The organism is Arthrobacter sunyaminii, from assembly GCF_018866305.1.
Classification (GTDB): Bacteria; Actinomycetota; Actinomycetes; order Actinomycetales; family Micrococcaceae; genus Arthrobacter_B; species Arthrobacter_B sunyaminii.
Window position 1 is genome coordinate 3,862,155 of record NZ_CP076456.1, and the last position, 17,674, is coordinate 3,879,828.

Sequence of the window (17,674 nt, forward strand, 5' to 3'; positions counted from 1 at the left end):
AGCCTGCACCGCGGTCAGCCCCGCTGCGGCAGTTCCCCTTCGGACATGAGGTTGCTGCGCGCCTGCTCTTCCCAGCGGGCGCGGGCAACGGGTGCGGAAAAGATCGGATCGAGTTTCAGCAGGTCGGCCACCACGCGGCGGCGGCCCGCTTCGAAGGCTGCATCATTCAGATGCGGATACTCCAGCCGAACATCAGCCAGATACCGGCGGTAAGCCTCCGGGCTTCGGCCCAGGACCGACAGATCTGCATCGCAGAGCAGCGCACCCGACACATCCCCGGGTTCCGGGCGGTGGCCGGCCGTCAGCCGGACCAGGCGCTGGACCTCACGGATTTCCCGCGCCGGGCTTCCGGCTTCAGCGAGCAGGCTTCCGGCGAGGGAAGCTGAGTTCTCCTCGTCGTCGGCGGCGCCGCGGTACACCGCGTCGTGGAACCAGGCGGCCAGCAGCACCGTCCGCGGCGGCTCCCCGGAGAGCTGTTCCGCTGCTTCCAGCACCGCGAGCAGGTGCCGCCGGTCATGGTAGCGGCGGTGCGGTTCGCCCCAGCGGTTGAGCAGTTCCATGCCAACCCCGCGCGCACCCGGAACCAGCACGTCCCAGCGGGCCAGAAGCGGATGCACGAGTGAGGCATTGCGCTCCCGCGCCTTGATCCGCAGACCGCTGCGGATGAGCACGCGCACCAGCATGCCGCCGTCGACCTCCACCGCCCCGCTGGCCACCAGATCCCGGTAGCGGTGCCGCGGTACGTCATAGTGGTCCAGGTCGAAGGCACGGGTGCTGATCCCGGCGGCTGCGGCGAAGGCGTGGAGCTCAGACAGCGACGTGTCCGACACCAGATGTGAAAACACCGTGCCATGGGCGGGCCACCGCGGCGGATCAATATAGATCATCGCGCTGCGGGCCGGGACGGAGACAGGAAAGCCATATCCCATACCTACCGGACCCCCGCCCGGATTTCCACGCGAACCTTTCGGCATGCCCTTGTCCATGCCGCGGGTCCATGGTCCAATACCTGCATGAATGAAGGGGACACTGCCGTCCTGGCCATCGGAACACGCAAGGGTTTGTGGCTGGCGACCAGTACCGACAGGCGTGATTGGAACCTGACCGGGCCGCACTTTTTGATGGAAGAGGTTGCTTCCGTGGCCCTGGATACCCGGGGTCCGGTTCCGCGGATCCTCGCGGGCATCATGGACTGGCACTGGGGCCCGTGCGTGGTCCACTCCGATGACCTTGGGCAGACCTGGAGTGAGCCGGAGGACGGCGCGGTCCGGTTCCCGCCGGACACCGGAGAAGGGCTCACGCGGGTCTGGCAGCTGCAGCCGGACAGTGCCGGGCGCCCCGGCGTGGTCTGGGCAGGTGCCGAACCCATTTCCGTGTGGAAATCCACCGATGGCGGAGAGCACTTCGAGATGAACCAGCCCTTCTGGGACCACCCGCACCGCAGCGGGTGGGGGGCCGGGTTCGGCGGAGCAGCCGCGCACACCGTTCTGCCCAGCCCGGACGATGACACCGTCCACGTGGCGATCAGCGTCGCGGGCGTCTACCGGACCGACGACGGCGGAGCGTCCTGGATACCGCGCAACACCGGCATCAGCGCCTATTTTCTTCCCGACCCTAATCCGGAGTACGGCCAGTGCGTGCATAAAGTGGCTCGTGATGCAGGTAATCCTGACCGGCTGTATGCCCAGAACCACCACGGCGTGTACCGCACTGACAACTCGGGCGATTCGTGGCAATCCATTGCCGACGGGCTGCCGGCGGATTTCGGTTTTGTCATGTTGGCGCATCCCACCAGGTCCGGCACCATCTGGACTATCCCCTTGAAGGCCGACGGCGAGCGCATTGCCCCTGAGGGACATCTGGCGGTGTACCGCAGCACGGACTCCGGGGATTCCTGGACGCGGCTCGACGACGGTCTTCCCGAGACCGATTTCAACGCGGTGCTGCGTGATGCCGCCGCTGTGGACAGCGCCGATCCTGCCGGAGTGTACTTCGGCACCCGCGGCGGGCAGGTGTTCGGCAGCGCCGACGAAGGGGACAGCTTCTCTCTCATTGCCGGCAATCTTCCGGACGTGCTCTGTGTTCGGGCCGGCATTGTGCCGGCGGGTTCCTTGAGATGACAGCGCCGCCGGTCCGCGTGGTTCTTCCTGCCGCACTCTCAGCCGATGCCGGAGGGCAGCGCGAACTCGTCCGCCCCGCGGGCCCGGAACTGACCGCAGCCGCCCTGCTGGACGGGCTGGCCGCCGACTATCCGCGGTTGGAACGCCGGATCCGGGATGAGGCAGGGAAGCTTCGCCGCTACGTGAACGTGTATCTCGACGGCGAAGAACTGCGTGCCCTTAACGGTCTGGACAGCCAGGTGCCCCCGGGCTGCGAGGTTTTGATCCTGGCGTCCGTGGCCGGTGGCTGAACGGCGGAGACATCCCTGATGCATCATCCCTATATAACGAGTGAAGGCGCCCCGCCGATGGCGGAGCGCCTTCACACTGTCATTTTCCGGTTCCCTGGCGATGCCGGGAATCCGGCTTAGACCTTCATTAGGCCGGCAGCTGCAGGACCTGGCCGGTGAGGATCAGGTCCTGGTGGATGAGCGAGTCGGCGTTGGCGTTGTACAGCGCCTGCCATCCACCTTCAATACCCAGCTTCTCCGCGATGGCGGAGAGCGTGTCACCGGGCTGGATGGTGTAGGTCTCGCCGCTCACCGCAGGAGCAGGGGTCTGCACCGGTGCGAGCTCCTGGACCTGGGCTTCCGGCAGCACCGGAGTCTCAGGCACGACAGCCTCAGGGGCAACCTGGGTTTCCGGCTGGACCGGAGCTTCGGCTACGTATTCCTGCGTGGTCTGCGGCGCGGTGTACTGCTGGGTCTGCTCCGGAACGGTGGTCTGGCTCTGGGTGCTCACCGAGCCGGTGGCACCGCCGGACAGGCCGAGTTTGGCGGAGCAGGCGGGCCATGCACCCCAGCCCTGGCCGGCGAGAACGCGCTCTGCCACGGCGATCTGCTGTTCGCGGCTGGCGGAGGCGGGGTCACCCGTGCCGCCGTAGGCTGCCCAGGTGCTCGGAAGGAACTGGAGGCCCCCGGAGAATCCGTTACCGGTGCTGATGCCCCAGTTACCGCCGCTCTCGCACTGTGCCAGTGCATCCCATGTACTTGCGTCGGCAGCCTGGGACGGTGCTGCGGTCAGTGCTACGCCTGCACCTGAGATGGCTGCTACTGCGAGTCCCCGGCGCACGGTTCGGCTGATCTTAGACTTGGTCATTGGTATTGGCTGCTCCTAGGGCCCACCTGCGTTCCACCCTTCCCAGGGCTTCCTTACGCCGTCGCCAACCCCCTGACGAATCGAGGTCATGGTACGGTGCCTGACGATGTGGCGACGTGAGATGGCTCGAGGCACCGAGCGCTGCGGCGGCACCTGGAACGGCGCCCGCCTGATGCCGGGACTTGGATGCCCGGCGGGGTTCGTTTTTCGAACCGTTAACCACGTTAGGGCAACTGCCCTTAGATAACAAATTGATATCGGTCACGCAAAACTGTTGGACCCGGGCGGCACCTTGATCGACTGCTGATCGCCTGCTTCAAGCCGCTCCACCTGCCGTTTCTAGACAGCGTGCCAGCGGCAGGTCTAGGGTTTGACCTCGTGCTGACATTCTTCAATGCGCTCAAACGCGTTCTGGTCGGGCGCCCCTACGGCAATGAACAGCTGGCGCACACCCTGCTTCCCAAGCGCATCGCACTGCCGGTCTACGCCTCCGATGCCCTCTCTTCCGCAGCTTACGCTCCGGACGAAATTCTGCTTACCCTGGCCCTCGCCGGGGTCACTGCCGTAACGCTCTCACCGTGGGTCGGTCTTGCTGTGATCATCGTCCTACTGACGGTAGTGGCGTCTTACCGGCAAAACGTTCATGCCTACCCCTCCGGCGGCGGGGACTACGAAATTGCCAGCACCAACCTGGGCAAGCCCGCCGGATTGACAGTTGCTTCGGCACTGCTGGTGGATTACGTGCTGACGGTCGCCGTCTCGATGTCCTCGGCCTCCCACTATCTGATAACGGCGGTGCCTGCCCTGAACGGACTCCAGGCACCGATTGCCGCCGTTGGCGTGGCCGGCCTGGTCCTGGTCAACCTGCGCGGCGTCCGTGAAGCGGGAGCGGTATTCGCGGTTCCCACCTACGTTTTCATGGCATCGGTGCTGGGCATGTGCGCTATTGGCGCCTTTCAGGCAGCCACCGGCAGTCTGGGCCAGGCGCCGTCGTCAGGCTTTGACCTGGTGCCGGAATCGGGACTGGACAGCGGCCTGGTGGGACTGGCCGGCGCGTTCCTGCTGCTGCGGGCCTTCTCCTCAGGGGCGGCGGCCCTGACCGGGGTGGAAGCAATCAGCAACGGAGTTCCCACCTTCCGCAAGCCCAAAAGCACCAATGCGGCCAGCACCCTGCTGCTCCTGGGTGGAATCTCGGCGGCAATGCTGGCGGGAATCCTGGCGCTGGCCAACGCCACCAACGTCCGCGTCGTACAGGATCCGGCCACCCAGCTGATCTATGACGGCAGCCCGGTCGGTTCTGAATACGTGCAGCATCCGGTCATCAGCCAACTCGCGGAAACGATCTTCGGTGACGGCAGCCTCGCCTTCTACATCGTGATTGCCGCCACCGGACTGATCCTGGTCTTTGCCTCAAACACCGCCTTCAACGGATTTCCCGTACTGGCCTCCATCCTTGCCAAGGACGGCTTCCTGCCGCGTCAGATGCGCACCCGCGGAGACCGGCTCGCCTTCAGCAACGGCATCGTGGCCCTGGGATTGGGTGCACTGGTTCTGATCCTGCTTTTTGACGCCGATGTCACCCGGCTGATCCAGCTCTACATTGTCGGAGTGTTCGTCTCATTCACAGCCAGCCAGCTGGGCATGATCCGGCATTGGACGGCCCGGCTGCGTACGGAACGAAGCCGGGACGCGCGGCGCGGCATGAAGCGCTCCCGCATCATTAACGCCGTCGGGTTCGGCATGACCGCGCTGGTTCTGGTGATTGTCCTGGTCACGAAGTTCACCCACGGCGCCTGGATTGCCCTGCTGGCCATGGGCTTGCTGTACCTGCTGATGTTCCTCATCCGGTCCCACTATGACTCGGTAGCCCGGGAACTGGCCGTGGATGACGACGTGCAGGGCCTCGCACTGCCGTCGCGGGTCAATGCCGTGATCCTGGTGTCCAAGGTCCACAAACCCGCCCTGCGGGCCCTGGCCTACGCTCGCGCGTCGCGCCCTTCAAGCCTGAACGCCATCATTGTGGACATCGACCCCGAAGACACCAAGCGGGTGATGGAGCAGTGGGACCGGATGCAGATCCCGGTGCCGCTGACCGTGCTGTCGTCCCCGTACCGCGAGACCGTGTCCCCCGTACTCACGTATCTTCGCGAGGCCCGGCGGAATTCACCCCGTGAACTCTTTGTGGTCTACATCCCCGAGTACGTCGTAGGGCGCTGGTGGGAGCAGCTGGTACACAACCAGACCGCGCTGCGCATGAAGGCCCGCCTGCACTTTGAACCGGGCATCATGGTGGCCAGCGTTCCCTGGCAGCTGGCGTCCAGCCGAGACCGGAACGCTACGCCCACACCGGGTTCCGGGCTGTAACGCCCCCTGAAACCGGGCGTCCCGCAGCCTCTGCGGTTCCTGCGGACGTCAGCTGTCAGCGCCGGGGGCGGACAATCCCCTGCCGGCGAGGACCGACTGGTAGGCATAGTCCGTGAGCCGGCTCTCTGCGTGTGCCTGCACCACGTTCTCGAAGGACCGCGGCCCGGATTCGGCCGTGTACGGGAAGTGAATCAGCTCAGCGATCAGCTCCCACTCTTCGGCAATGGTGTCGATAAGGTCATCGGGGGTTTCCTCCGGGCCGGGGCCGCCGCCCAGAACAGTCCATGTTCCCTCCGGAACGCGGTAGGCCTCCAGCCGGTCCAGGTCGGCAACGAGTTCTTCCAGGGACCCGTATTCGGTCTGGGCCTCGGGCGGGACGGAACCGTCCGGCGTCGCCAGCTGGCTCACGAATCCGGTTTCCAGCGGGAAGACGGATGTCGGCACGGGCTCGCCCTCCTCCAGATAGGCGGGCAGCTGCGACGGCATCCAGTACCAGGCGTCGCCGTCGAGCGCGCCGCCGGGCTGGTTCCGCTCGCTGATCCAGCCGCGGGACGTCAGCAGAGCCTCACCCTCGTCACTGGTAAAGGATTCGGTGTTGCCGAAAATCCGGTTCGTTTCATGCTCGGCGCGGCGGGCCTGCTTCTTCTTGGCGACGGCCTTCTTGCGGGGCTTGGACTTGGGCACGGAACTCCTTGGATACGGCTGGTCGGGGGTGGCACCGTGAGCGGACACGGGGCCGACCGGCAGCACCAATTCTAGTCGGGCGGCGGCTAGAAGCCTGAGCCGCCCTCCACCGCCATGTTGGAGAAGCGGGAGTAATGGCCCTGAAAGCCCACCACGATGGTTTTGGTGGGCCCGTTGCGGTGCTTGGCCACAATGACGTCTGCCTCGCCGGCACGCGGGGATTCCTTGTCATAGATGTCTTCACGGTGCAGCAGGATGACCATGTCGGCGTCCTGCTCAATGGAGCCGGATTCACGGAGGTCGGACACCATGGGTTTCTTGTCGGTGCGCTGCTCAGAGCCTCGGTTCAGCTGGGAGAGCGCAATCACCGGCACTTCCAACTCCTTGGCCAGCAGTTTCAGCGCACGGGAGAACTCCGAAACTTCCTGCTGCCGGGACTCCACCTTTTTGCCCGAGGACATCAGCTGCAGGTAATCCAACACCACCAGCTTGAGATCATGGCGCTGCTTCAGGCGGCGGCACTTGGCCCGGATCTCCATCAGGGACATGTTCGGGCTGTCATCGATGAACAGCGGGGCGTCATTCATCCGGCCCATGGTGGTGGCGATCTTGCCCCACTGCTCGTCCTTGATGGTTCCCTTCCGCAGGTCCTGCAGCCCGATGGTTGCCTCGGCCGAAAGCAGGCGCATCGCAATCTCGTTGCGGCCCATTTCCAGCGAGAAGAAGACAGTGGTCATGTTGTTCTTGATGGCCGCGGACCTGGCGAAGTCCAGCGCGAACGTGGACTTACCGACAGCCGGACGGGCGGCAATGACGATCATTTGTCCGGGGTGCAGCCCCTGGGTCAGCTCGTCGAGTTCGTAGAAGCCGGTGGGCACACCGGTCATGCCTTCGCCGCGGTGGCCGGCCGACTCAATCTCGTCCACCGTTCCTTCGATGATGTCCTTGAGCGGTACGTAGTCCTCGGCCGTGCGGCGCTCAGCCACGGCGTATACCTCGGCCTGGGCAGCGTTGACGATGTCGTCGACTTCCATGCCGTCGCTGGAGTAGCCCAGTTGGACGATCTTGGTGCCGGCGTCCACGAGCCGGCGGAGGACCGCACGTTCACGCACAATCTCCGCGTAGAAACCGGCGTTGGCAGCGGTGGGAACCGACTGGATCAGGGTGTGCAGATACGCGGGCCCGCCGATGCGGCCAATCTCACCGCGCTTGGTGAGTTCATCCGACACGGTGACGGCGTCCGCGGGCTCGCCGCGGCCGTACAGGTCAATGATGGCTTCGAAAATGGACTCGTGCGCAGGGCGGTAGAAGTCAATGCCGCGCAGGACCTCAACGACGTCGGCGATGGCGTCCTTGGAGAGCATCATGCCGCCCAGGACCGACTGCTCGGCAACCAGGTCCTGCGGCGGTGTCCGCGCAAAGTCGGAGCCCGAACTCGATGCCGGTGAGTCAGTATGCGTGAGCGACACTGTGTAACCCTTTCCCAAGGTACTGCTGTGGTGCGATCCCTGCCCGGTGGGCAGCTGCTTCAGGTCTATCCCGCCGCGGTGACACTTTCGTGTGCGGCGGCTGCCGGTCCAACGGCACCGTCCCGGTAAGGGGCTAGGAGTCGAATAGGAGGGATTCACCCGCAACCGTAGTCCTGAAACCGCCTGCTCCCAAACGAGTTATCCACAAGCCTTGTGGACAAGGTGTTCATAACTGGGCGTGTCTTGTGCACAGGTTGGGTATAAGGGTGTGGATAAACTATTAATTTCTCTCAAAAGATGGCTCTGACATGGGGAAACGTTCATCCACACCTGTGTATAGAAGGTATTTTTCGTCAACATTCATCACCTGGTTTCAGGTTGACAGATGATAAAAACAGGCCTATGGGGTGAAGTTATCCCCGGCGGGCAGGCAATTTTCCACAGCCGATATCCACAGACACGCCGCGGTGTGGCCGCCCAGGGGTGCACAACGTCCGCTGAGGCTTCCGGGCATGCAAAAGCGCCCCCCGCTAACGCGGAGGGCGCTGACGCGCTACACGCCCTCAGGGCGTGTTGACGGCCGAATTACTAGCTGGCTACGACGTTGAGGTCGATGACAGCAGCAACGTCGTCGTGCAGACGAACGTTGGCCTGGAAGGAGCCAACCGACTTGATGTGAGTCGGCAGTTCAACCTTGCGCTTGTCGATGGTGCCGAGACCGGCAGCCTCAACAGCAGCAGCAACGTCGGCGGGCTTGACCGTGCCGAAGAGGCGTCCGGACTCGCCGGCCTTGACGGTCAGGGTGACCGGCTTGGCGGAGAGTGCAGCAGCCTGCTTCTGAGCATCTTCCAGGGAAGCGTGCTCGCGGGCAGCGCGGGCAGCCTTGATGGACTCAACCTGCTTCTCGCCACCCTTGGTCCAGGTCAGAGCGAAGCCACGGGGCAGCAGGAAGTTACGTGCGTAACCGTCCTTTACCTCGATGACGTCGCCGGCAGCGCCGAGACCGGTTACTTCGTGGGTCAGAATGAGCTTTGCCATGTGTTTAGGTTCCTTTCCTTAGCCGCGGCCAGCGCCGGAGTACGGCAGGAGAGCAACTTCACGGGCATTCTTGATTGCCTGTGCAATTTTGCGCTGTTCCTGCACGGTTACGCCAGTTACGCGACGGGCGCGGATCTTTCCGCGGTCGGAAATGAACTTGCGCAGCAATGCTACGTCCTTGTAGTCGATGACAGTGATGTCAGCGGCCTTCAAGGGATTGGACTTTGGTTTGGGCTTGCGAAGTTCAGCCTTAGCCATCGTGGAGCTCCTTATGTCTGGTGGAGCCCGTGGATCATTCCACGGGATGGGCTCGACGGCGAATGCCGTCTGAGGTTGCGCCCGAAGGCGCAGGGGTGAAGTGCTGCACGCTTACCGCGAGGCAAACGTGCCGCTCCTCGGTTGAGATTAGAAGGGAGGATCGTTGGAATCCGGTCCGTTGCCCCAGCCGCCGGCGTTTCCGCCGCCTGCAGGAGCACCCCAGGGATCGTCAGCCGGCGCAGCCTGTGGCTGCTGCTGGCCGCCGCCCCATGCGGGGTTGGAATTGCCGCCGAAGCCGCTGTTTCCGGAGTTTCCGCTGTTGCCGCCAAAGCCGCCGCCACCGCCGCCGGAGCGCTGGGTGCGGGTAACCTTCGCGGAAGCGTACCGAAGCGAGGGGCCGATCTCGTCGACCTCAAGCTCCATTACGGTGCGCTTTTCGCCTTCTTTGGTTTCATACGAACGCGACTTCAGGCGGCCCTGGCAAACAACACGCGTCCCCTTGGTCAGGGATTCGGCCACGTTCTCAGCAGCTTCGCGCCACACAGATGCCCGGAGGAACAGCGTTTCGCCGTCCTTCCAGTCATTTGACGTGCGGTCGAAGGTCCGCGGAGTCGAGGCAATGGTGAAGTTGGCCACTGCCGAACCTGACGGCGTGAACCGGAGTTCCGGATCATTCGTTAGGTTGCCGACGACGGTAATAGTTGTCTCGCCTGCCATGTTGCCTCCTGATATCGGTTTGGTTTGCAGAAATTACTCTGCGGAAACCTTTGCAGCTTCAGCCTTAGCGGCCTTCTTGGCATCCTTCTTCGAGATCTTCTGCTCTTCCGGGCGGATGATCTTGGTGCGCATGATGGTCTCGTTCAGGCTCAGCTGGCGATCCAGTTCAGCAGCAGCTGCAGGCGTCGCGGTGAAGTTAACCACTGCGTAGATGCCTTCAGTCTTCTTCTGGATTTCGTAGGCGAGGCGGCGACGGCCCCAGATGTCGACCTTGTCGATGGTTCCACCATCGTTGCGGACAACATTGAGGAACTTGTCGAGCGAAGGCTCGACTGTACGCTCTTCTACCTCGGGGTCGATGATAACCATCAGTTCATAAGCACGCATTTGTGAACCCACCTCCTTTGGGCTATACGGTCACGGCATTTCCGTAACAGGAGGTTCTTTTGCGTTGTCGTCCCGCCGGGCCTGGGTGACCAGGGGGCAGGAAAAGCGTCGGCAAGGCCGACAGCACAGACTTAGCTAGTCTACCGGACGGCGGCAGGTGTTTCTGACGCCGCGCACCCGGAGCCGGCATCTGCGCCGGTTGGCGTCAGCGGATAAAGAACACTTCACTCACCCGTGAAAGGTAGAAGGGATCCTGCACACCGGCCATCTCCCGGGCCGAATGCATGGACAGCAGCGGAATACCGACGTCGACGGTACGGATCCCCAGACGGGTGGCAGTCAGCGGCCCGATGGTGGACCCGCAGGGCATCGAGTTATGGGAAACGAACTCCTGGTAGGGAATTCCGGCGTCCCGGCATAGCCGGGCCCAGCGGGCGGCACCGGGAGCATCTGTGGTGTAGCGCTGGTTGGCGTTGATTTTGAGCAGCGGACCGCCGTTGAGCACGGGATGGTTGGCCGGATCATGGCGCTCGGCATAGTTGGGATGCACGGCGTGGCCGGCATCCGCGGAGATACAGAACGACGCCGCGAAAGCCTGCTGCCGCTCCGCCTCCGACGCGCCCAGCCCGGCCGTAATCCGGTTCAGCACATCTTCCAGGAAGGGGCCTGCAGCACCGGACCGGCTCCCGCTGCCCACCTCCTCGTGGTCGAAAGCAGCCAGCACGGCGATGGAGCCGTCCGTCTTGTTCTCCGCGGCGGCAATCAGCGCCGCCAAACCGGCATGGACCGAGGACAGGTTATCCAGCCGTCCTGAGGCGAAGAACTCGTTCTCGGCGCCAAAGGTCCGCGGCTCCTGGGTGTCTGCGGCCACGATGTCGTAGCCGCCGATCTCCTCCGGCGCCAGGCCTGCTTTCGCGGCCAAAAGGCCCACCAAGTCTGCGGCGGAGGGGTCCCCCAGGCCCCAGACCGGGTTCATATGCTGCTGCTTATCCAGCTTCAGGCCCTCATTTACGGCGCGGTCCAGATGGATGGCCAGCTGTGGAAAACGCATCAGCGGTCCGGTTTCCACCAGCCGCTCCTCGCCGTCGAAGGTGACCAGACGCCCGGCGAGCTGGAGTTCGCGGTCCAGCCAGGAATTCAGCAGCGGTCCCCCGTACACCTCCACGCCGGCCTGCAGCCACCCCAGCCGTCCGGTGGTGGGGCGGGGCTTGAGCTTGAAGGACGGCGAATCAGTGTGGGTGCCCAGGATCGAGAATCCCGTTCCGGGTCCGGCTCCTTCCGGAACGATCCAGGCGATCAGGGCACCGTCCCGCACCACGAGGTACTTCCCGGGCCCGGCCGGCCAGGACCGGTCCTCGCCGAGTTCGGTGAACCCGGCAGCCGCGAGGCGGCGCGCGCCCTCACGGGCCGCATGGAAGCTGGAGGGGGAGGCGCTGACAAAAGCGCCAAGGTCATGAATGTGATCCAATGCATCAGGCATACTCCGATTCAACCAGAGCCTGCTCCGCGCGCGTAATGGCTGCCCGAAACCGTGGACTGCCAACTTGTTAAACACAAAAACTCCCCGCTGTGGAGGAGTTTGAGTGCCCGGCAACGGGGATCCGGGGAAAGAGGCTGCGGCCGTTCTTCCGCATCCTCCGTCCCCGAAGAATTCAGTCCCTAGACGTCGCGGCGTTTGGCCACGAGCAGGGAGATGATCAACAGCGCCACAGCCCAGGCCGCCATAACCAGGCCGCCTTCGAGGGCGGTGAGCTGCCCGGCTTCATCAGCTGGAATCAGGAGCATCCGGTCCCCGGCGTTGGTGGGGAGGAAGCGGGCGGCGTCAGGGATCCAGTCGGCCAGCCCCTGAATGAGGTTCACGATGATCACGGGGAAGACGAAGAACAAGCCAATGGCCGTCACCACGCCGCCGGCAGTGTTGCGCAGGAGCGTGCCGATCCCCATGGAGATCACTGCGATGAACGCCAAATAGGTTCCGGTGTTCAGGATGGAGCGCAGCACCCCGTCGGCAGCCAGGTCGAACTCCAGATTTTCCGCGGCGAGGATTGGCTGGGCCAGGAAATAGGAGATGAATGCCGCGCCGGCACCCAGGACAAAGGCGATGAGGGCAATCACAAGGTTCTTGGCCAGCAGGGCAGGAATGCGGGTGGGAACGGCCACCATGGTGGACCGGATCATGCCGGTGCCCCACTCAGAGGCGATCAGGACAACCGCCAGTGAGGCAATCAGCAGTTGGCCGAAGATGTAGCCGCTGGCCGGTGCCATCAGCGCCTGCTCCCGGAGCATGTCCATGCCTCCACCCATCTGGGCCTGCATTTCCGGAGAAGCGTCCGCCATGAACCCAACGGACACTGCTAACTGCCAGGCATAAAGGGCGCTGAGTCCCACCATGACGACGAGCGTGATGCCCAGGAGGATCACGGTGGAGGGCACGGTGGTGACCTTGATCCACTCCGAGCGCAGGATGCGCCCGAAACTCAGGCCCGAGCCGTCCCGGCTTCGAGCCGGAGCAGGTGTTGGTGCTGTTTGGATGCTCATGCTTACTTTCCTCCGCCGCTGATCAAAGTGGCTTCGGCTGCGGGGGCCTGTGCCTCTGGCTGCTCGATGGCCTGTGACTGGTATTCGACCTGGTCCCGGGTCAGTTCCATGTACGCCTCTTCGAGGGAGGACTGGCGGGGTGTCAGTTCATAGATCAGGATCTGCCGGGCCAGGGCGGCCTCGGCGATGCTGCGCGGATCCCGGCCGGTAATCTCCAGGAGGTCCGGTTCCAGCTGCGTGAACGTGGTTTCACGGTTCTCTAGTTCACGGCGCAGTTCTTCCGGCTGGTCTGTGCGCACCAGCGTGCGGATCTTGTCCTGCCCGGCAATGATCTCGGTAATCGGTGCATCGGCAATGATCCGGCCGCGCCCGATCACGATCAGGTGATCCGCGGTGACGGCCATTTCGCTCATCAGGTGCGAGGAAAGGAACACCGTGCGTCCCTCAGAAGCCAGCCCCTTGGCCAGGTTGCGGACCCACAGGACCCCCTCCGGATCCAGTCCGTTGACCGGCTCGTCGAAGATCAGGGTCTGGGGGTCGCCCAGCAGTGCGACGGCGATGCCCAGCCGCTGCCCCATGCCCAGCGAGAAGCCGCCCACCCGCCTCTTTGCCACCGGACCCAGCCCGGTCAGTTCAATGACTTCGTTGACCCGCTTGTTGGAGATGCCGTGGGTGGCAGCCAGGGCGCGCAGGTGGTTGTACGCAGAGCGCTTGGTGTGGACGGCCTTCGCATCCAGCAGGGCCCCCACCTCATGCAGGGGCGCCTTGTGCTGCTTGTAGGGCTTGCCGTTGACGGTGACGGCACCGCCGGTGGGACGGTCCAGTCCCACGATCATGCGCATGGTGGTTGACTTGCCGGCGCCGTTCGGGCCGAGAAAGCCGGTGACTTTGCCCGGCTGGACGGTAAATGAAACGTTGTCCACGGCGGTTTTGGCACCGTAGCGTTTCGAGAGGCCGAGTGCCTCAATCATGGTGATCCTCACATTGGGCGGAAATACATTGGGCGGAAGAAAATCTTGGGGGGCTTCCCCCACCCTAGAGGAGCGGACGGCAGCCCGCACCGTCCTAGAGGATGATTTCGGTGCTTTTCCGGGTCCCCCCGGAGGATGACTCAGGGAAGACCCTGAGTCCGTTCAGGCGCCCGCCCCTGGTCCCGCTTAGACGTCCCGTTTCTTGAGAACGACGACGGCGGCGGCGAGCAGCACCACGGCCCAGCCGGCAAGAATGAGGCCGCCTTCCGCCTGGTTGAACGCATCCGGCTGGACCCGTGTGGCTACCAGCGCGGCAGAGGCGCTGCTGGGCAGGAAGCGCTCGGCGTCTTCCACCCAGTCCGCAAGGCCGGAGAGCAGTCCGGTGATAATCGGCAGGACAAAAAGTGCTCCGACGAGGGTCACCACTCCCCCGGCCGTATTGCGGAGCAGGGCACCGATGGCCACGCCCATGACGGCGATCAGGGCCAGCACCGTGCCGGTGTTGATGATGGACGGCAACACCCCTTCAGCATCCAGCCCAAAATCCAGGTCGGAACCGGACAGTATCGGCTGGGCCACCAGATAGGTGGTGAACGCCGCCAGGACACCAAGAACGAAGGAAATGACAGCGATCACGAGGGTCTTGGCCAGCAGTGCGGGGGTGCGGGTGGGCACGGCCACCATGGTGGAGCGGATCATGCCCGTGGTGTATTCGGATCCGATCAGCACCACGGCCAGCGCGGCGATCAGCAGCTGGCCGAAGGGCAGCCCCGATGCCGGGATGTCATAGGCCAGGCTCTGCGCTGAGGTGCCGAATCCTTCGGGAGGGCCGGCCACCGGGTCATTCACCAGCTGAACCGTTCCCCAGGCGACCAGGGCGCCCAGCCCAACCATCACCGCGAAGCTCACCGCCAGCAGGATAACGGTGGAGGGGACCGTGGCGGTCTTGATCAGCTCGGAATGCAGCACCCGGGCGAAAGTGACACGGCCGGCGGCGGAACTCCGGGGCCCCCGTGCGGCCGCTGCTGCTGTGCTCATGATTGTTGTCCTTCTCCGGCCGGCAGATAGGGGGCGGTCCTCTGCTGTGACTGGTACTCAACCTCGCCGCCGGTCAGCTCCATGTAGGCGTCCTCCAGGGAGACCTGCTGCGGGGTGAGCTCGGTGATGAGGATCCCCCGGGAAAACGCCGTTTCAGCGATGCTGCGGGTGCTCAGACCAAGGATCTCCAACTGATCCGCCTCCTGTCTGCGCACTTCCACTCCCGGCGAGCCGAGGGCGGCGGCCAGGGCACCTGTGTCGTCCGTGCGCACCAGGACACGCTCCTGCTTGCTGCCGGCGATTACCTCGTCGATGGGAGCATCGGCCAGGATCCGGCCGCGGCCAATCACTATCAAATGGTCGGCGGTCACCGCCATCTCGCTCATCAGGTGGGAGGAGATGAAGACGGTGCGGCCTTCGGCTGCCAGTCCCCGGACCAGGAAGCGCACCCATTTCACGCCTTCCGGGTCCAGTCCGTTAACCGGCTCATCCAGGATCAGGGTTTGCGGGTCCCCCAGCAGTGCCGCTGCCAGACCCAGCCGCTGTCCCATGCCCAGCGAGTACCCGCCGACCCTTTTCCGCGCCGCGGATCCGAGGCCCGTGAGCTCGATGACTTCGTTGACGCGGGCCGCGGAAATGCCTTCGGTGGCGGCCATGGCCCGCAGATGGTTGTAGGCGGTGCGTTTGGGATGTGCTGCCTTAGCCTCCAGCAGGGAGCCCACCTCATGGAGCGGAGACCGGTGCCCGGCGTACGGTTTTCCGTTGACGGTCACGGTGCCGGCGGTGGGATGGTCCAATCCGACGATCATCCTCATGGTGGTTGATTTTCCGGCACCGTTCGGCCCAAGGAATCCGGTGACCTTGCCCGGCGGAACCGAAAAGGTAATGCCGTCGACGGCGGTTTTGTCGCCAAAGCGCTTGGTGAGTTCGCGTGCCTCGATCATGGTGTGTCCTCACACTTGGTGTTTCCATCTTGCAGCCTGGGGTTCCTACCGGGAACTCACGGACTCAAACTTCCTCACGGCAAGCGGAACAAAGATGAGCAGCATTACCGCCGATCCGATCAGCACCGTGGCCACCGCGTGCTGCATGGGCCAGGTGTCGGGCACCGGGGTGGTTCCCAGGTTTCCGAACAGCTCCCGGACGGCCTGGACCAGGGCTGAGACGGGGTTCCAGTCCGCGAAAATGCGCAGCGGCGTGGGCAGCGTGGAGCTTTGCACGAACGCATTGGAAATGAAGGTGATGGGAAACAGGATCATGAAGGAGGCATTGTTGATGGTTTCGGGGGTGCGCACGGTCATGCCGAGCAGCGCCATGACCCAGCTGAAGGAGTAGGAGAAAAGCAGCAGGAGCCCCACGGCGGCCAGGAAGGACGCAAAGGACGTATTGACCCGCCAGCCCACCAGTAACCCCGTGCCCATCATGATCAGCACCGAAATCGCGTTGAGCGCCAGGTCCGAGTTGGTCCGTCCGATCAGTACTGCGGAGGGGCTCATGGGCAGGGTGCGGAACCTGTCGATGATTCCCTCCTTCAAGTCCTGGGCCATGGCGGCACCGGAGAAGGTGGAGCCGAAGACCACGGTCTGCGCAAAGATCCCGGCCATCAGGTACTGCGTATAGTCCGTGCCGGCGACGTTGATGGATCCGCCGTAAACCTGGCTGAACAGCAGCACGAACATGACCGGCTGCAGGACGGCGAAAATGATCATGTCCGGGGAGCGCTTGATCTTGATCAGGTTCCGTTTGGTGACCGTCCAGCCGTCACCGGCCCAGTTGGCCGCGGCCGAGTTACCGCGGGCGGCGGCTGCAGGAAGCCTGGTTGCGGCGGCACTCATCGGCGCGCTCCTTCCCTGTGCCGGGCTGCCTTGCCGTGTCCTTCAGCGGTGGACGGCTCCTCCGGTTCCTGTTCCTCCTCCGCCGGCCGGCCGGTCAGCTGCAGGAACACGTCATCGAGGGTGGGCCGCCGGATGCCGGCGTCGTGCAGTCCAATGTCCTGGGTTTGAAGGTCCGCCAGAACCAGCTGCAGGGAGGCCGGGCCGTTCTGAACCGCCACCTCCAGGGTCCTGCCGTCATCAGCGGTGTGGGGTGCAGCGGATCCGTGCCGGGCGAGTATTTCCCGTGCCGCGCCGGCGTCGTTCCCGTCCATCAGGGCCACCGCAACACTGTGACCGCCAATCCGGGACTTCAGCTGGTCCGAGGTGCCCTCGGCGATTACTACACCGCGGTCGATCACGGCCACGGCGTCGGCAAGCTGGTCTGCCTCCTCCAAATACTGAGTGGTCAGCAGCAGCGTGGTGCCGGCGGCAACGAGGTCCTTGATGACCTGCCACAGGGCCAGTCGGCTGCGCGGGTCCAGCCCGGTGGTCGGTTCATCCAGGAACAGGACCCGGGGGCTGTTGACCAGGGCGCCGGCCAGGTCCAGGCGGCGGCGCATGCCGCCGGAATAGCCTTTCACCGGCCGGTTGCCGGCATCCGTCAGTTCGAACATGTCGATCAATTCCGCGGCCCGTGTCCGGGCCTCTTTGGCGGGCAGGTGGTAGAGCCGGCCCACCATCCGCAGGTTTTCCTGGCCGGTGAGGTTTTCATCGACGGCGGCGTACTGGCCTGAGACGCCGATGATGCGGCGCACTTCCTTGGGGTCGGCCAGCACGTCGATACCGTCAATGCTCAGTGTGCCGGCGTCGGGTTTGATCAGGGTGGTGAGGACTTTGACGGCCGTGGTTTTCCCGGCACCGTTGGGGCCCAGCAGGGCCATGACGGTACCTTCCGGCACGGAGATATCCAGGCCGTCCAGCGCACGGACCGGACCCGATTTGGAGGAATAAACCTTCGTGACTCCCTGTGCCCGGATCAGGCCCTGAACGGGGCCGGGCAGCCCCGAAGAAGAATTGGGGGTAGTGGACATCGTCCGAAGGTAAACCGTGCGGTCAGCGTTCGGAACCCCTATTGCGGA

At 64.2% G+C, this 17,674-nt stretch carries 18 protein-coding genes; 3 read left to right on the forward strand and 15 right to left on the reverse strand.

Features of this window, described 5'->3' with window-relative positions; translation table 11 throughout:
- Positions 1-14: 14 nt before the first annotated feature.
- A complete protein-coding gene (locus KG104_RS17685) occupies positions 15-929 on the reverse strand; it encodes a DUF4031 domain-containing protein (protein WP_237688631.1) in 915 nt (304 codons plus the stop codon).
- A gap of 84 nt (positions 930-1,013) precedes the next feature.
- Between KG104_RS17685 and KG104_RS17690 the strand changes: the two genes are divergently transcribed.
- Together KG104_RS17690 and KG104_RS17695 are read left to right on the forward strand one after the other, a co-directional pair.
- Positions 1,014-2,120, forward strand: coding sequence for a WD40/YVTN/BNR-like repeat-containing protein (locus KG104_RS17690; protein ID WP_207348173.1), 1,107 nt, complete (start codon positions 1,014-1,016; stop codon positions 2,118-2,120).
- Positions 2,117-2,410 carry a MoaD/ThiS family protein gene (locus KG104_RS17695; RefSeq protein WP_104053435.1) on the forward strand — a complete coding sequence of 98 codons (294 nt, stop codon included), beginning with the start codon at positions 2,117-2,119 and terminating at the stop codon, positions 2,408-2,410. Before KG104_RS17690 ends, KG104_RS17695 begins: the two co-directional genes overlap by 4 nt.
- Before the next feature lie 127 nt (positions 2,411-2,537).
- Here the strand turns inward: KG104_RS17695 and KG104_RS17700 are convergent, their stop codons facing one another.
- Complete coding sequence (locus KG104_RS17700) at positions 2,538-3,257, reverse strand: transglycosylase family protein (RefSeq protein ID WP_104053436.1); 720 nt, start codon at positions 3,255-3,257, stop codon at positions 2,538-2,540.
- A 378-nt stretch (positions 3,258-3,635) separates the two neighbouring features.
- Here KG104_RS17700 and KG104_RS17705 point away from each other — a divergent pair, with 378 nt between their 5' ends.
- Entirely contained in the window at positions 3,636-5,621 is a 1,986-nt protein-coding gene (locus tag KG104_RS17705; RefSeq protein WP_207348172.1) for an APC family permease, read from the forward strand.
- A 48-nt stretch (positions 5,622-5,669) separates the two neighbouring features.
- Here the strand turns inward: KG104_RS17705 and KG104_RS17710 are convergent, their stop codons facing one another.
- The 13 genes from KG104_RS17710 to KG104_RS17770 form a co-directional block, all read right to left on the reverse strand.
- The gene (locus tag KG104_RS17710) at positions 5,670-6,305 is read right to left on the reverse strand and encodes a hypothetical protein (RefSeq protein WP_207348171.1); all 636 of its coding nucleotides are present in this window, start codon (positions 6,303-6,305) and stop codon (positions 5,670-5,672) included.
- A gap of 86 nt (positions 6,306-6,391) precedes the next feature.
- Positions 6,392-7,774, reverse strand: a complete 1,383-nt coding sequence (dnaB, locus tag KG104_RS17715; RefSeq protein WP_104053439.1) for a replicative DNA helicase — start codon at positions 7,772-7,774, stop codon at positions 6,392-6,394.
- A gap of 588 nt (positions 7,775-8,362) precedes the next feature.
- Positions 8,363-8,812, reverse strand: a complete 450-nt coding sequence (rplI, locus tag KG104_RS17720; RefSeq protein ID WP_104053440.1) for a 50S ribosomal protein L9 — start codon at positions 8,810-8,812, stop codon at positions 8,363-8,365.
- 18 nt (positions 8,813-8,830) lie between these two features.
- The gene (gene rpsR, locus KG104_RS17725) at positions 8,831-9,070 is read right to left on the reverse strand and encodes a 30S ribosomal protein S18 (protein WP_003800144.1); all 240 of its coding nucleotides are present in this window, start codon (positions 9,068-9,070) and stop codon (positions 8,831-8,833) included.
- Positions 9,071-9,217: 147 nt separating this feature from the next.
- Positions 9,218-9,787, reverse strand: coding sequence for a single-stranded DNA-binding protein (locus KG104_RS17730; RefSeq protein WP_104053441.1), 570 nt, complete (start codon positions 9,785-9,787; stop codon positions 9,218-9,220).
- A gap of 33 nt (positions 9,788-9,820) precedes the next feature.
- On the reverse strand, positions 9,821-10,174 hold the full coding sequence (gene rpsF, locus KG104_RS17735; protein ID WP_104053442.1) for a 30S ribosomal protein S6: 354 nt from the start codon (positions 10,172-10,174) through the stop codon (positions 9,821-9,823).
- Positions 10,175-10,379: 205 nt separating this feature from the next.
- The gene (locus KG104_RS17740; protein ID WP_104053443.1) at positions 10,380-11,654 is read right to left on the reverse strand and encodes a M18 family aminopeptidase; all 1,275 of its coding nucleotides are present in this window, start codon (positions 11,652-11,654) and stop codon (positions 10,380-10,382) included.
- Positions 11,655-11,833: 179 nt separating this feature from the next.
- The gene (locus KG104_RS17745) at positions 11,834-12,712 is read right to left on the reverse strand and encodes an ABC-2 transporter permease (protein WP_104160019.1); all 879 of its coding nucleotides are present in this window, start codon (positions 12,710-12,712) and stop codon (positions 11,834-11,836) included.
- A 2-nt stretch (positions 12,713-12,714) separates the two neighbouring features.
- Positions 12,715-13,683 carry an ATP-binding cassette domain-containing protein gene (locus KG104_RS17750; RefSeq protein ID WP_104102430.1) on the reverse strand — a complete coding sequence of 323 codons (969 nt, stop codon included), beginning with the start codon at positions 13,681-13,683 and terminating at the stop codon, positions 12,715-12,717.
- Between the two features lie 186 nt (positions 13,684-13,869).
- Complete coding sequence (locus tag KG104_RS17755) at positions 13,870-14,721, reverse strand: ABC transporter permease subunit (RefSeq protein ID WP_207348170.1); 852 nt, start codon at positions 14,719-14,721, stop codon at positions 13,870-13,872.
- Positions 14,718-15,665, reverse strand: a complete 948-nt coding sequence (locus tag KG104_RS17760; RefSeq protein ID WP_104053447.1) for an ABC transporter ATP-binding protein — start codon at positions 15,663-15,665, stop codon at positions 14,718-14,720. Before KG104_RS17760 ends, KG104_RS17755 begins: the two co-directional genes overlap by 4 nt.
- Positions 15,666-15,710: 45 nt before the next feature.
- Positions 15,711-16,556, reverse strand: a complete 846-nt coding sequence (locus KG104_RS17765; protein ID WP_104160018.1) for an ABC transporter permease — start codon at positions 16,554-16,556, stop codon at positions 15,711-15,713.
- Entirely contained in the window at positions 16,553-17,626 is a 1,074-nt protein-coding gene (locus KG104_RS17770) for an ATP-binding cassette domain-containing protein (RefSeq protein WP_207348169.1), read from the reverse strand. The genes KG104_RS17765 and KG104_RS17770 overlap by 4 nt, the downstream gene beginning before the upstream one ends.
- Between the last annotated feature and the right edge of the window lie 48 nt (positions 17,627-17,674).